General features: G+C 63.8%; 12 protein-coding genes. 8 read left to right on the top strand and 4 right to left on the bottom strand.

Annotated elements, in window-relative coordinates; translation table 11 throughout:
- The first annotated feature begins 35 nt into the window (after positions 1 to 35).
- Entirely contained in the window at positions 36 to 2,090 is a 2,055-nt protein-coding gene (locus tag NKJ09_RS05125) for a bifunctional aldolase/short-chain dehydrogenase (RefSeq protein WP_352482688.1), read from the top strand.
- A 73-nt stretch (positions 2,091 to 2,163) separates the two neighbouring features.
- Here NKJ09_RS05125 and NKJ09_RS05120 read toward each other — a convergent pair whose 3' ends face one another.
- From NKJ09_RS05120 to NKJ09_RS05105, 4 genes are all read right to left on the bottom strand, one after another.
- Positions 2,164 to 3,009: an acyl-CoA thioester hydrolase/BAAT C-terminal domain-containing protein gene (locus NKJ09_RS05120; RefSeq protein ID WP_352482690.1), complete on the bottom strand. Its 846-nt coding sequence runs from the start codon at positions 3,007 to 3,009 to the stop codon at positions 2,164 to 2,166.
- A gap of 147 nt (positions 3,010 to 3,156) precedes the next feature.
- Entirely contained in the window at positions 3,157 to 4,212 is a 1,056-nt protein-coding gene (locus NKJ09_RS05115) for a substrate-binding domain-containing protein (protein WP_352482691.1), read from the bottom strand.
- A 46-nt stretch (positions 4,213 to 4,258) separates the two neighbouring features.
- Positions 4,259 to 5,254, bottom strand: a complete 996-nt coding sequence (locus NKJ09_RS05110; RefSeq protein ID WP_023716746.1) for an ABC transporter permease — start codon at positions 5,252 to 5,254, stop codon at positions 4,259 to 4,261.
- Between the two features lie 83 nt (positions 5,255 to 5,337).
- On the bottom strand, positions 5,338 to 6,849 hold the full coding sequence (locus NKJ09_RS05105) for a sugar ABC transporter ATP-binding protein (RefSeq protein ID WP_023716745.1): 1,512 nt from the start codon (positions 6,847 to 6,849) through the stop codon (positions 5,338 to 5,340).
- 135 nt (positions 6,850 to 6,984) lie between these two features.
- On the opposite strand from NKJ09_RS05105, the gene mtnK reads away from it, so the two are divergent.
- The 7 genes from mtnK (at position 6,985) to NKJ09_RS05070 (ending at position 15,144) form a co-directional block, all read left to right on the top strand.
- Positions 6,985 to 8,256, top strand: a complete 1,272-nt coding sequence (mtnK, locus tag NKJ09_RS05100; RefSeq protein ID WP_352493973.1) for an S-methyl-5-thioribose kinase — start codon at positions 6,985 to 6,987, stop codon at positions 8,254 to 8,256.
- Positions 8,253 to 9,347: an S-methyl-5-thioribose-1-phosphate isomerase gene (gene mtnA / locus NKJ09_RS05095; RefSeq protein WP_023716743.1), complete on the top strand. Its 1,095-nt coding sequence runs from the start codon at positions 8,253 to 8,255 to the stop codon at positions 9,345 to 9,347. Before mtnK ends, mtnA begins: the two co-directional genes overlap by 4 nt.
- A gap of 182 nt (positions 9,348 to 9,529) precedes the next feature.
- Positions 9,530 to 10,414, top strand: coding sequence for a helix-turn-helix domain-containing protein (locus NKJ09_RS05090; protein ID WP_352762448.1), 885 nt, complete (start codon positions 9,530 to 9,532; stop codon positions 10,412 to 10,414).
- 131 nt (positions 10,415 to 10,545) lie between these two features.
- Complete coding sequence (locus NKJ09_RS05085; RefSeq protein ID WP_352493972.1) at positions 10,546 to 11,205, top strand: 2Fe-2S iron-sulfur cluster-binding protein; 660 nt, start codon at positions 10,546 to 10,548, stop codon at positions 11,203 to 11,205.
- A 3-nt stretch (positions 11,206 to 11,208) separates the two neighbouring features.
- On the top strand, positions 11,209 to 12,195 hold the full coding sequence (locus NKJ09_RS05080) for an FAD binding domain-containing protein (protein WP_352493971.1): 987 nt from the start codon (positions 11,209 to 11,211) through the stop codon (positions 12,193 to 12,195).
- Positions 12,196 to 12,266: 71 nt separating this feature from the next.
- Positions 12,267 to 12,737, top strand: coding sequence for a nuclear transport factor 2 family protein (locus NKJ09_RS05075; protein ID WP_352493970.1), 471 nt, complete (start codon positions 12,267 to 12,269; stop codon positions 12,735 to 12,737).
- A gap of 97 nt (positions 12,738 to 12,834) precedes the next feature.
- The gene (locus NKJ09_RS05070) at positions 12,835 to 15,144 is read left to right on the top strand and encodes a xanthine dehydrogenase family protein molybdopterin-binding subunit (RefSeq protein WP_352493969.1); all 2,310 of its coding nucleotides are present in this window, start codon (positions 12,835 to 12,837) and stop codon (positions 15,142 to 15,144) included.
- Positions 15,145 to 15,152 lie beyond the last annotated feature (8 nt).

Here is a 15,152-nt window from a genome sequence, read left to right as displayed (position 1 = left end):
TGTTCACAACAAAAGAGAAATCGGACGAAGCTGACATGAAGAACCTGTGGAATGACGGCGACGCGGAGAAGCTGGTCGCCGACTATGCAAAGAAGGGTGTGGCCCGCGACCTGGCGCTGCGCGTCTATACGACCAGGCTGCTGGGCGGCGAGCCGCGGCTCGTCCTGCATGGCGGCGGCAACACCTCGTGCAAGACCAAGGCCACCGATCTTGTCGGCGACGAATGGGACGTGCTCTGCGTCAAGGGCAGCGGCTGGGACATGGGCGTCATCGAGCCGCAGGGCCTGCCGGCGGTCAAGCTCGGCGCGCTGTTGAAGGCGCGGTCGCTCAAGAAGCTCTCCGACGAGGACATGGTCGCGCTGCAGCGGGCGAACCTGATCGATCCGTCCTCGCCCAACCCTTCGGTCGAGACGCTGCTGCACGCCTTCCTGCCGCACAAATTCGTTGACCACACGCATTCGACCGCAATCCTGGCCATCGTCGACCAGGAGGACAGCGAGGCGCTGAGCAGAAAAGTGTTCGGCGAGAAAATGGGGTTCGTGCCTTACATCATGCCGGGCTTCGATCTGGCGAAGGCTGCCGCCGATGTTTTCGACGCCGACCCGACGGTCGAAGGCCTGATCCTCGACAAGCACGGCATTTTCACCTTCGGCGACGATGCCAGGCAGGCCTATGACCGGATGATCCATTATGTGAACGTCGCCGAGGATTTCATCGCCAGCCACGGCAAGCCGCGCACCGAAAAAGCGGCCTTGCCGGCCAGATTGGCCAAGCCCGCGGACATTGCGCCGATGCTGCGCGGCGCGGTGGCGGTGGCACGCGGCGAAGGCCGCTTCGACCGCATGGTCAGCGATTTCCGCACCTCGGATGCGATCGTCGATTTCATCAATTCGGCTAGAATTGCCGACTATGCCGGACGCGGCGTGTCGACGCCCGACCTGTCGATCCGCATCAAGACCGGACCGATGGCACTGCCGGCGCCCGACGCGGACAATGTCGGCGACTACAAATCCGTCATCCGCCAGCATGTCGAAAAATTCGCCAAGGACTATCGCGCCTATTTCGAAACCAACGATGCGCTCGACGACGTGAAGCGCACCATGCTCGACACGATGCCACGGCTGACGCTGGTGCCCGGCCTCGGCATGTTCGGCCACGGCCGCACGCTCAAGGACGCGAAGATCGCCTCCGACGTCGGCGAAATGTGGATCGAGGCGGTACGCGGCGCCGAAGCCGTCGGCGATTTCCGCCCGCTCTCCAAAGCCGATCTGTTCCCGCTCGAATACTGGTCGCTGGAACAGGCCAAACTCGCCGCCAACAAGCCGAAGCCGCTGACCGGCCAGGTGGTACTGGTCACCGGCGGCGCCGGCGCGATCGGTGCTGCCACGGCAAAGCTATTCGCCGACAACGGTGCCCATGCGGTGGTCGTCGATGTCGACGGGTCAAGAGCTGCCGAGGCCGCCAAAAAAGCCGGTAACGGTTCGATCGGCATTGGCGCCGACATCACCGATCCGGAGCAGATGCGCGCTGCGTTCGACAAAGCCGTCGCCGTCTTCGGCGGCCTCGACATTCTCGTCTCCAATGCGGGCGCAGCCTGGGAGGGCCGGATCGGCGAGCTCGACGACGCCACTTTGCGCAAAAGTTTCGAACTCAATTTCTTCGCCCACCAGTCGGCGGCGCAGAATGCCGTGCGCATCATGCTCGAACAGGGCACCGGCGGCGTGCTGTTGTTCAATACCTCCAAGCAGGCGATCAATCCGGGACCGAAGTTCGGCGCTTACGGCATCCCGAAGGCGGCAACGCTGTTCATGTCCAGGCAATATGCGCTCGACTACGGCGCGCAAGGCATCCGCTCCAATGCCGTCAACGCCGACCGCATCCGTTCGGGGCTGTTGACCGACGCCATGATCGCCAGCCGCTCGGGCGCGCGCGGCGTATCGGAGAAGGAGTACATGTCCGGCAACCTGCTCGGGCAGGAAGTGACGGCCGAAGACGTCGCCCAGGCCTTTCTGCATCAAGCGCTGGCCGATCGGACCACAGCCGATGTGACGACGGTCGACGGCGGCAACATCGCGGCGGCGCTGCGGTAGGCGGAACCGGCCGAGACAGGCACGCAACTCGGAATTTTGCGACACGGCCATGGAAGGCATTCTCGAACTGCTACTACAGCAGGCCTCGGATGCCTTCCCAAGCCTTTCTGCCCAGCTTTGAATCGGCCTCGTCATTGCCTCCATGTGCGTGCAATGTCGAGCGTGGTGTGCTCTCGCCTGGCAACAGAATGCGGTGTCCCGCATCCGGCGACGAAATGAGATGAGTGACCTTACCTGCTTCGCCGCGCCGCCTAATAATATCTCGGGCGAACGATAGGGAAGGCCACAGCGCATCGTTGCCACCGGCGACAAGCAGAAGCTCGGCCGATATGGTCTCAACGGGGATGGTCGCCGCATTCGCTTCGCTCTTGAAGGTTTTCAAACAGCATTCGAAAAGCCCCCTGTAAGATACCAGGCCATCCACATACTCTCGTGTCCAATCTGGATCTGCCGGCACAAACGGCAGCGCGATACCGTTGAGCGACCATGAGGATCGTTCAGGCCAACTGGCACCATCCCGGCCCGCACCGATATTCCCCCAAACTACCGATGACGGGCTGATCGCGACCACCGCGTTGATTCGCTGGTCATGGACCGCGGCAAGCAATGAGGCCTCGGCACCTTTGGATGTGCCGACATAAACGATGCGACGGCACCCTGTTTCAATGAGATAGTCTGTTGCTGCAAAGAACGTTTCCAGGGGAATTTCACATATTCCCGGAATCTGGCCCTCGCCGCCAAACCACTGCAACGCCAAGGCCGACGTACCGGCATCTGTAAAAAGCCGCGCGCGCCCGACATCAACACGACCACTCGATCCACCCAACACCACAACGCCCGTGGTGGCCTGCGAGCGTCGAAAAAATGTTCCAGCGACGGCGCCGGCAAGACTTTCCTCTACTACCGCCCGCACCTCCATGTACCCGCTGAATCCTGATTTCAATCGGCATGCAAAACCGGAGACTGCGACAATTGAAATTCGGCAGCCCGGCGCCAGACATCTTCGACAAAAAAGCCACCTGCAGCAAGCTGCTGCAGGCGGCTATTGTTTTGCTCGTGTCGAAAGTTACTTCGCGTTCGGGTTCGGCATCCAGGCCGGCATGGCGACATCGGCATGGGCGAATTGCGGCAGCTTGGCCGAGAGGTCCTCCATGTTCTTGATCTCCTTGTCGAGCAGGTCCTTCTGGGTGATCAGCGTCGGTGGCACAATGACGTTATGGCCGGGGTCTTCGCCGGCCAAGAGCTGCGCCAGCGCACGCACGGAGACCTGACCGACGACGGCCGGGTTGGTGGCGGCGGTTGCCGCCCAGGCGCTGTCGGGCTCGCGCATCGCGGCGATGTCGGAGGTCGATATGTCGGCCGAATAGATCTTGATATCCTTGTTCAGCCCGGCCTCGTCGACGGCGATCTTTACACCCTTGGCGAATTCGTCATAGGGCGCGAACATCACCTTGATGTCGGGATGAGCCGACAACACCGAGCGAGCCTGGTTGGCAACCGAATTGGCGATCGGATTGTCGAGCGTGCCGAACATGGCGGCTTCGTTGATGCCCGAATATTTCTTCTTGAATTCGACCCAGGTCTCGTTGCGGCGATCGAGCGGGGCGATGCCGGCGACATAGACATAGCCGGCCTTCCAGCTCTCGCCATTGTCTTTGACCGCCTGTTCGAGCGCCAGGCGCGCGAGGTCGCGGTCGGACTGTTCGATCTGCGGGATCTTGGGGTTTTCGACATTGACGTCGAAGGCGACGACCTTGATGCCGGCATCGACGGCACGCTGGGCGGCGTCCTTCATCGATTCCGTCAATCCGTGCTGGATGATGATGCCCTGGACGCCGAGCGCGATGGCCTGGTCGACCATGTCCGCCTGAAGCGCCGCGTCCTGACGGCTGTCGAGCACGCGCAGGTCGACGCCGAGCGCCTTGGCCTGCGCCTCAACGCCGGAGAGATAGGCCTGGAAGAAGTCGCCGGTCGAGAGATAGCGGACCAGCGCGATCTTGACGGCACCCGGCTTGTCGAACGGCGCCGGCCTGTCCTGCGCAATTGCCGGCAACTGCATCAGCAATGTTGCGCCGGCAAGCCCGAGCGCTGCTTTCCCCAAAAGTCTTCTTGTGATGTTCACGTCGTTTCCTCCACTTGTTGAACCCAAAATGTGACCCGGTCGAACCCTATCTCCTGCCCCTGCCGGACAGGGCGAAGGTGAAGACAAGGGCGACCACGAGAACCACGCCCTTGACGAAATCCTGCGTGTAGTAAGGCGCGTTCATCATCGTCAGGCCCTGCAGCAGCACGCCGACAAACACCGCGCCGACGGCCGTGCCGAAGGCGTTCGGTTTGGCGGCGCCGAGAACCGCGTAACCGATGAGTGCCGCAGCCACCGCGTCGAGCAACAGATTATTACCCGAGGCGATGTCGCCGCGTCCAAGCCGGGCGGCAAGCAAAATGCCGCCGATCGAGGCAAAAACCCCAGAAATAACGTAGGCCCAGATTTTGTATGCCTTGACAGGCGCGCCGGCGAGTTCGGCAGCGCGCTCGTTGCTGCCGACGGCGTACATCATGCGGCCGAAACGGGTGTATTCGAGAAAGAACCAGATCAGCACCGCCAGCACGAGCAGGACGACGACCGACACCGGAATGAGGTTCGGGATGAAGAAATCGAAGCGATGGCGGCCAAGCGCCAGGAACGCGGCGCCGAAGCTGCCGTTGGCGACCGAGCCGTCGGGCATGGTCATGCCGGTGGCGATCGAACGGCCCTCGGTAGGGATGCGCTGCAGGCCGACGAGCAGGAACATCATGCCGAGCGTCGCCAAAAGGTCCGGCACCCGCATATAGACGATCAGCCAGCCATTGATGAGGCCGACAACGGCGCCGATCACAAGACAGGCGACGACCGCCACGACGGCATTCTGCTCCAGCACCACCATGACGTAGGCAGCCGCCATCATGGCGCTGGTGGCGACCGAGCCGATCGACAAGTCGAAGCCGCCGACGACCAGCGTGGCGGTGACGCCGAGCGCCAGAACGCCGGTGATGGCGACCGACTGGAAGATGAAGACGGCGCTTTGCGGCGACACGAAGCCATCGGCGGCAATGGCGAAATAGGCGATCAGACCGAACAACAGGACGATGAAGCCATACCGGATGGCACGGTCGCGCAGGATCATTCAGCGCTCCCGCACGCTGGCACTGTCTTTACCCAACCTGAACTCATGCCCTCTCCATTCGAATTCTCATCGTCTTCCTGCCGTCAGGCTGCGCTGTGCAACGGCCCGCCCGCCACTTCGGCCAGCAGCCGCTCGAGATCGACATCGGTGTTGCGGTGCTCGCCGACGATCGTCTGCTCCGACATCACCAGAATGCGATCGGCCGTCTCCAGGGCTTCGTCGAGTTCGGTGACGAACAGCAGCGTCGCGCGGCCGCTGGCGCTGGCCCGCAGCTTGGCGGCGATATCGCGCCTGGCCGAAATGTCGACGCCCTGAAATGGCTCGTCGAGGATGAAAAGCCTTGCGGTCTGCGATATCCAGCGGGCGACCATCACCTTCTGCTGATTGCCGCCGGAAAGCGACGACATCTCGTCCTTCTCCGAGCGGCAGACGATGCCCAACTCCTGGATCTGCTGGCGGGCAATGGCGCGTTCGATGCGGCGCTTGAGGACGCCGAGACGCGACATTCGCCTGTGGAACGGCAGGCTGATATTTTCCTGGATGTTGAAGTCGCCGACGATGCCGTTTTCGCCCCGGTCCTTGGCGACGAGAAACACGCCGGCGGCAATCGCTTCGCCCGTCGACGCCGGAGCATAGGGTTTCCCGTTCAGCACCATGGTCCCGGACAGCGGCTGGCGCAAGCCGAACAGCGTCTCGGCGAGCGCGGTCTTGCCGACGCCGACGAGGCCGGTGATGGCGACGACCTCGCCGTCGCCGAGCGTCAGCGAAATCGGCCTGGCGCCTTCGGCAATCCGCAAGCCGTCGGCAATAAAAATTGATTTGGCCGAATTCCTGGCGACGATCCGCTCGAGTTGGATCTTGCGGCCGAGCATGGCGTTGACCGCACCTTCATAGTCCAGCGGCTTCCTGTCGAAGATACCTGAGATGACCCCGTCGCGCATCGAAATGATGCGGTCGGCAAGCCGTCTGATGTCAGACATACGGTGCGAAATATAGAGAATGGCCACGCCTTGCTGGCGAAGCCGGTCGAGCAATGCGAACAGCCGGTCGGCTTCGGCACTGGACAGCGAGGAGGTCGGCTCGTCGAGGATCAGCACTTTCGGCCGGTGCGCCATGGCGCGGGCGATCGCCACCATCTGACGATCGGCCAGCGAGAGGTCACTGATGCGGGCCTTGAGGTCGATGGCCAGCCCCATGCGGTCGGCAACCGCCTTGGCCTCACGGCGCACCCGGCCTGGATTGAACAGCGTCGGCACGCCGCTGCCGCTCAGCCTGTCGAGCGTGAGGTTGGTTGCGACGTCGAGGTCGGCGACGACGCCGTCATTGATGTTCTGGTGGACGGTGACGACGCCGGCGCAGATCGCCTCGGCCGGCGTTTTCGGCGCAAAGTCCTGACCGACAAGCGACATCGAGCCGCCGCCATGGTCGTAGACGCCGCTGATGATCTTGACGAGGGTGGATTTGCCGGCGCCGTTGGCACCCATCAGCACCGTGACTTCGCCGGCATGCAATTCGAGCGAGACGCCGCCAAGCACCTCGATATGGCCAAAGGATTTCCTCAGGCCGTCGACGCGGAACACGGCATCATTGCCCATTCGTTCCTCCCTGACCGTGACGCTATGGGCTATATCGGCAATTGTCAACACGATTGACAATTGCTAGCGGGCTTCCTAGCTTGGCCCGACCGCCATGGCTCCGCTATCATCGGAGCACATAAGCGGGAGGTGAGGATGACTGGGAAATCGCCGTTCGAAGCACTGTCGGTCGAGACACTGGCGGGCCGTCTCCGTGCCAACGGGGCTCTGTGTTCGCAGATCGGCAAGGATACGAGCCGCTGGAAGGTCCGTGAAGTCGGCGACGGCAATCTGAACCTGGTGTTCATTGTCGAGGGTGCTGAGGGTGCGGCCGTGGTCAAGCAGGCCCTGCCCTACGTCCGGCTGGTCGGCGACAGCTGGCCGCTGCCGTTGAAACGCTCCTTTTTCGAATATCATGCGCTGACGCGGCAACAGGCGCGGGCGCCGGGTTCCGTGCCTGATATCTATCACTTCGACGAAGGCCAGGCGCTGATCATCATGGAATATCTGTCGCCGCACATTATCCTGCGGCGGGCGCTGATCGAGGGCCGGCAACTGCCTAACATCGCGAAAGACATCGGCCTGTTCATGGCCCGCACGCTGTTTCGCGGCTCCGACCTGCATATGGCGACCAAGGACCGCAAGGCCGATCTGGCGCTGTTCGCCGACAATGTCGAACTCTGCGACATCACCGAGAACCTGGTTTTCTCGGACCCGTATTTCGATGCCAAGATGAACCGGCACACCAGCCCGCAGCTCGATGGCATTGTCGCCGAACTGCGCGCCGACCGCGACCTCAAGGTCGAGGCGCAGCGGATGAAGCACCTCTTCGCCGCCAATGCCGAGACGCTGCTGCATGGCGACCTGCATTCCGGCTCGATCATGGTCACCGACACCGAAACGCGGATGATCGACCCCGAATTCGCCTTCTACGGGCCGATCGCCTTCGATGTCGGCATGCTGCTCGCCAATTTCTGGATGGCGTTCTTCTCGCAGCGCGGCCATGAGCAGAATAGCAAGCGCGACGCCATGCGCGCCTATCTGCTCGACGTCACGGTCGATACATGGTCGGCATTCCGCGCCGAGTTCTCGCATCTGTGGCGAACCGAGCGCACCGGCATACTCTACCAGAAGAGCCTGTTCGAGGATCAGGGCGACAGGCTTGGCGCCGAGCAGGCGCTCGACCACATGCTGCATTCGATCTGGACCGATCTGCTCGGCTTTGCCGGCGTCGAGGTTCACCGGCGAATTCTCGGCCTTGCCCACAATGCCGATTTCGAGACCATTGCCGATCAGTATCTGCGCGCCAGATGTGAGGCAAAGGCGCTGAAATTCGGCCGTCACCTCGCCGTCAACCGGCGCCAGATCCACAGCATCGACGAGGTCAACCAGTTGGCCGCGCTGATCGAACGGGAGAGCAGGATTTGAACGTCGGTGACCGCCACTACCGCACGATCTGGCCGAGTGACGACGGGCGTTCGGTGGAGATCATCGACCAGCGCTGGCTGCCGCATGATTTCCGCATCGAAAAGATCGATACCGTCGCCGGCATCGCCACGGCAATCCGCGACATGTGGGTGCGCGGGGCGCCGCTGATCGGCGTCACCGCCGCCTATGGCGTCGCCATGCAGATGGCCGACGATCCGTCGGATGCGGCGCTCGACGCCGTCTGGGCAACCCTGCACGAAACGCGCCCGACGGCGATCAATTTGCGGTGGGCGCTGAATGAAATGCAGCGCTTCCTGCTGGCGCTTCCCCTGGCAGAACGTGCCGCAGCCGCCTATCGGCGTGCCGGCGAGATCGCCGACGAGGATGTCGGCCTCAACCGCGCCATCGGCGCCCATGGGCTCGAAATCATCAAGACGATCGCGGCGCGCAAGCAGCCGGGCGAACCGGTCAATATCCTGACCCACTGCAACGCCGGCTGGCTGGCCACCGTCGACTACGGCACCGCCACCGCGCCGATCTATCTGGCGACGGAAGCCGGCATTCCAGTCCACGTCTATGTCGACGAAACGCGACCGCGCAACCAGGGCGCCCAATTGACCGCCTGGGAGATGGCCGGCCACGGCGTGCCGCACACGCTGATCGTCGACAATGCCGGCGGCCATCTGATGCAGCGCGGCCAGGTCGACATGGTCGTCGTCGGCACCGACAGGACCACCGCCGACGGCGATGTCTGCAACAAGATCGGTACCTATCTCAAGGCACTGGCCGCCGCCGACAACGACGTGCCGTTCTATGTCGCGCTGCCGTCGCCGACGATCGACTGGACGGTGGGGGACGGGTTGGCCGAAATCCCGATCGAGCAGCGTTCGCCCGACGAGGTCTCGCTGGTCTGGGGCAAGACCGCTTCCGGCGAGATTGCCCAGGTCCGCGTGTCGCCGGAAGCCACGCCGGCGGCCAACCCTGCCTTCGACGTGACGCCGGCGCGGCTGGTCACCGGCTTGATCACCGAACGCGGCGTCGCCACGGCCTCGCGCGAAGGCCTGAAGGCGATGTTTCCCGAGCGCGGATGATCGCTTTGGAGTGCCAGGAGGAGCCCTGGATTTTGCCTGATCTCACGATTTCTTGAACACGGCGCGGTTAAAAACGTCCGTTGCCTGTCCCAGATGGACGGTCGTATGCGTAGCGGCGGGGCGGCGCAACGCTCAAGCCGGGGCTGACCACGGCTCGGCGAGTGAACCAGCGGGATGCCGCGATGTCATTCAGACCGCTGCTTGGTGACGGACGGGTTCGGAGCCAGGAGGAAAAGTCGGAGCCCCTGCAAACCGCGTCATGGGTCAGCTCCTCGATCGTTTTCGACAACCGGCGGTGGGCGTGCCGGGAGGCGGAGCTCCGCTGGACAGCCCCTCATCATCTGATCGTGCTGACGGAAGAAGGCGGCACGTCCCATACGTCTATCCGGCACGAGGCAAGATCCCTCTACGACGGAATGGATCGTCCCGGAGCCCTCACCTTCGTCCCGGCAGGCGCGGAGCGACAGGGCTTCTATCGCGATGTAAACCTCTCATTTTCAGCCCTGTGGATCGATCCCGATATCGGGCTTCCCGGATGCGAACGCCTGAGGAACCTGCCGATACTGGTAAACAAGAAGGACGCGGTCGTCGCCACGCTGCTGAGTTCGCTTCGCGACGAGATGGCCCTCGGTCACAAGCCGGACACTGCCTATGTCGAGCATCTGGTGGCCCTCGTCAGCCTCCGCGTGGCCAACCTGAGCCGCGAGCAACAGCCGCTCGTACGTCACGGCTGTCTCAGCCGCCGAGCACTTGGTCGAGTTCGGGATTATATCGATGCACGTATGAATTCCGACATTTCGCTAAGCGAGCTTGCAGCTGTCGCCGACTTGGCCGTCGACAGTTTTGCGCGGCGCTTCAAGGCGACGACCGGTCTTGCCCCCTATGCCTATGTAATCGAGGAACGGGTGCGGCGAGCGGAGGCACTGTTGCGCGAAACGGGTTTGTCGATCAGTACCATTGCCTTTCGGCTCGGCTTTTCAAGCCAGAGCCACTTCACCACGACGTTCCGGCGTCTCAGGGGCATGACGCCTCGTGCCTATCGGGTGAATTCTTCTCCAGAATCCTGATAGTGCCGCCGGTTTCTTGAAAGAAAGCCGCTGCGTGCGCCCCCACCTCCAGTGTCGATGACCGAACCCGAGGGTCCGCTGTCGGGGTCAAATTGCCGTCTGCGTCCTTCATTGCGACTGGGAGATCTTGCATGGCCAAAACAGACAACAGGAGGGGGCCAACGCGTCGAACCGTGTTGGAGGGCGGGGTGGCGACCGGGGTGCTCCTGGCTACCGGGATACCGGTCGGCGCCGAGCCGGCCGACACCGTCACGGCGACGGCATCTGGCACGCCGGTACCGACGATGCCGATATCGTTGCGGATCAACGCGAAGGACCTTGCCGTCGAACTCGACCCGCGGACGACGCTGCTCGATGCCCTGCGCAACCATCTCGGCCTCACCGGCTCGAAGAAGGGCTGCGATCACGGCCAGTGCGGCGCATGCACGGTGCTTGTCGATGGACGCCGGATCAATTCCTGCCTGACGCTTGCCGCAATGCATGATGGCGACGAGATCACCACGGTCGAGGGCCTTGCCGAGGGTGACCGGCTGCATCCGGTGCAGGCCGCCTTCATCGCCCGCGACGGTTTCCAGTGCGGCTACTGTACGCCAGGCCAGATCTGCTCGGCGGTCGGTATGCTGGGCGAAGCCAAGGCCGGCTGGCCGAGCCATGCGAGCGCCGACGTGGCAGCGGCTTCCGTCGCTCTCAGCGATGCCGAGATCCGCGAGCGGATGAGCGGCAACATCTGCCGTTGTGCCGCTTATCCGAACATCGTCGCTGCAATCCGCGACGCGGCAGAGGAGGCATGAGCAATGCAGTCCTTCACTTATGAACGTGCAACGAGTGCCCAGCAGGCGGCCGCCGCGGTCGCGGCCCGGCCGGACGCCCAGTTCATCAGCGGCGGCACCAACCTGCTCGACCTGATGAAGCTCGAGATCGAGCGCCCAGCGCATCTCGTCGACATCAGCCGGCTGCCGCTTGATCGGATCGAGGAGACGGCGGCAGGCGGGCTTCGGGTCGGAGCCCAGGTCCGCAACAGCGATCTCGCCGCCGACCCGCGGGTAAGGTCGCGCTACCCGATGCTCACGCAGGCGCTGCTGGCGGGAGCGTCCGGCCAGATACGCAACAAGGCCTCGACCAGCGGCAATCTGCTGCAGCGCACGCGCTGCCCCTATTTCTACGACCGCAACATGCCATGCAACAAGCGCCAGCCGGGTTCAGGCTGCGCGGCGCTTCAAGGGTTCAACCGCATGCACGCCGTACTCGGCGCGAGCGAAGCCTGCATCGCGGTCCATCCCTCCGACATGGCGGTCGCCATGTCCGGGCTCGACGCCAGGATCGAGACTATATCGGCCGGCGGGGAGAGCCGCACGATCCCGATCGGCGATTTCCATCGATTGCCCGAGGCGATGCCCGACGTGGAGACGGTGCTCGGCCACGGCGAAATGGTCGTCGCGGTTACCCTGCCGCCGCCACCACCGGGCCGGCAGCTTTACCGCAAGGTGCGCGACCGTGCTTCCTACGCCTTCGCACTGGTGTCGGTGGCAGCAATCGTCGAAAAAAGCGGCGACCGTATTCGAAGCGCTCGGATCGCCATTGGCGGCGTGGCCGCGAAGCCCTGGCGCGCGACGGAGGCGGAGCGCGAGCTCATCGGAGCGCCAGCGTCCGACGGTGCCTTTACCGACGCGGCCGAAGCCGCGCTCGCCGTAGCCGTCGGGCATGGCGGCAATGATTTCAAGATCCCGCTGGCGAAACGAACGGTGCGGCACACACTCGCTGCTGCCGTCGAGAGTGCGTGAGGCGACACGATGACAGAGACGACGACCCCGAACAGCGGTTCCCAGATGCAGGCGACGAGCAGGAGATCGATATGAAACTCACGCGACGCGCCGTTGCCGCCGCTGGTGGCGGCCTTTTTGTTTCTGCCGCCGCAGCTTGGGGCGCCCCATCCGATCCGGGAGCTCGTCACGTGCTTGAGGCCGCCGTCGACGCCTTCTTTGCTGGCTGGGCCTCCGGCGACTGGACGGCATTCCTCGATTGTTGCGATGAGACGATGACCTTCCAATTCCCTGTCGGCGAGCAACGAGGCCGACACGGACCGCCAGAGGGCAAACGGGCACTCGCAGCCTGGACCGCCGCGCATCAAGCGCAGGGAAACAGGATCACGAAATCGACCGTCGATCTCAAGCTCTTTGCCGCCGACTGGGTCATCGTATGCGATCGCGGGAGCGGGACAATCAGCGGCGCGCCCTACACTGGCCTGCATGCGATCTTCATGCGAGCCGGCCCGACAGGGAGGCTGGTCGAGTTTCGCGAGTATTTCGGCGAGATCGCCGCGTGAGCTCCGGCCGCCGCGCGACGAACATGAAGGTGCGAGGAAGAGGCGTCGTCGCGGCCTCGATGCTTCCGAACTCCAAATGAAAATCTTTAGGTGACTTATGAACGAGACCATACCCGGACTGCCCGGCTCTGCCGCCCATTCAAGGGTGAAACCTCGTCCCGATGCTGGCATCATCGGGCGGCCGATCGACCGCATCGACGGTCCGCTCAAAGTGACGGGCAATGCCACCTACGCCTACGAGAATGTGCTGGAAGGTACAGCCTATGGCTATGTTCTCGGTGCCGCCGTCGGCAAGGGGCGCATCGCCGAGATCGACACGGCCGAAGCCGAACGGGCGCCGGCGGTGTTGCTCGTCATGACGCACCGGAATGCGCCGGCCCAGCCGGATTTCGGCACGGCGGTCACGCCGACGGTGCCGGAGGTCTTCACCCGCGCCCGGCCCGCGCTCAACAGCGATCGGGTGCGGTATTACGACGAGCCCGTCGCGCTGGTCGTTGCGGAGACGTTCGAGGCTGCACGCGCTGCTGCGGGCCTCATCAGAATACGCTACGACAAGGAGCCGGGCCTCTACGATCTGACGGGGCATAAGGCCGACGCCTATGCACCAAAGCGGACAAATGCCGGCTTCGAGACCGACAGCGTGGTCGGCGACTTCGAGAGCGCCTTTGCGGCCGCCCCGGTCAAGATCGATGCCGCTTACCGGACCCCCTTCGAACATCACAATCCGATGGAGCCGCATGCGACGCTCGCCGCCTGGTCAGGCAACGGGCTGACGATCCATACATCGGCGCAGACCCTCGCGAACTTCCGGGCCGGCGTCGCCAGCACGCTTCGCATCCCGCCCGAGCGGGTGCGCATCGTGGGCCCCTTCATCGGCGGAGGCTTCGGGTCCAAGCTGATTGTCCATGCCGATACGATCCTGGCCGCGCTTGCAGCGCAGGCCCTGCAGCGCCCCGTGAAAATCGCGCTGACGCGGCAACAGATGTTCGCCAATGCCGGTCACCGTGCAGAGATGATCCAACAGGTACGTCTCGGCGCGGATACCGATGGGCGGCTCACCGGGATCGCGCACGATGTCTGGTCCGCGACGTCCAGCTTCGAGGAGTACTGCGAACAAACGGCAGTTTTTGCGCGCTCGCTCTATGCGGCGCCGAACCGTCTCACCCGCCATCGCCTGGTTCCGCTGGACATCAACCGCGGCGAATGGATGCGCTCGCCGGGCGAAGCGCCCGGCATGCTGGCTTTCGAATGCGCAGTGGATGAGCTCGCCGAGCGGGTCGGCCTGGACCCGATCGAACTCAGGATCCGCAACGAACCGGCTCAGGATCCCGAGCGCGAAGTGCCGTTCTCCACCCGCAATCTCGTCGCCTGCATGGAGGAAGGCGCCCGCCGTTTCGGTTGGGAGCGGAGAAACCCGACACCGGGCCGCACCCGGGAGGGCCGGAAGCTCATCGGCTACGGCATGGCGGCGGCGATCCGTCCGAACTACATCGGCGCGGCGACGGCGCGGGTTGCGATCGACCGGGACGGTCGGGTGACGGCGCGGCTCGACATGACCGACATTGGGACCGGCACCTATACGATCCTGACCCAGATTGCTGCCGAGAGCCTCGGCGTGCCGATCTCGTCCGTCAAGGTGGAGCTCGGCGACAGCCGCTTCCCGCGTACCGCCGGCTCCGGCGGGTCCTGGGGCGCGGCGAGCGCGGGTTCGGCCCTGTATAATGCGTGCAACGCCCTCAAAGGACGGATCCTGGACGCGGCGCAGTCGAGCGAAGCGTCACCGTTGCGCGGCGCGAACGCCACCGAGGCAAACTTTGCCGACAGCGAGGTCAGGATCGGCCAGCGATCGGCGAGCCTGGCCGATCTCATCGGGAGGATCGCTCCCGACGGGTTCGAGGCCGAAGGCTCCGTAGCCGCAGGCGCCACCACCGAGTCGTACAAGACTTATTCGCAGCATTCGTACGGAGCGCATTTCGCCAAGGTCGCTGTCGATTGCGACACCGGTGAAATCCGCATGCGCCGGATGCTGACTGTGGTCGGCGCGGGCCGTATCCTCAACCCCAAGACTGCACGCTCGCAAATCATCGGCGGCATGACCTGGGGGATCGGTGCGGCGCTGATGGAGCAGACGGTGCTCGATCCGCGCTATGGCCACTTCGTCAATCACGATCTTGCCGAATATCACGTCCCGGTCAATGGCGACGTCCCCGAGATGGAAGTCGTCTTCCTCGAGGAAGATGACGACAAGGCCAATCCACTTGGCGCGAAGGGTCTCGGCGAGCTCGGCGTCTGCGGTGCGGGGGCTGCCGTCGCCAACGCCATTTACAACGCGACCGGAGTGCGTGTGCGTGAATTTCCCATCACCTTGGACAAGGTGCTGCCTGCCTTGCCCGTGATCGCCATTTGACGCTGCGA

The organism is Mesorhizobium sp. M0189 (assembly GCF_040322135.1).
Classification (GTDB): domain Bacteria; phylum Pseudomonadota; class Alphaproteobacteria; order Rhizobiales; family Rhizobiaceae; genus Mesorhizobium.
This window is presented reverse-complemented; position numbering and strand designations above follow the sequence as displayed.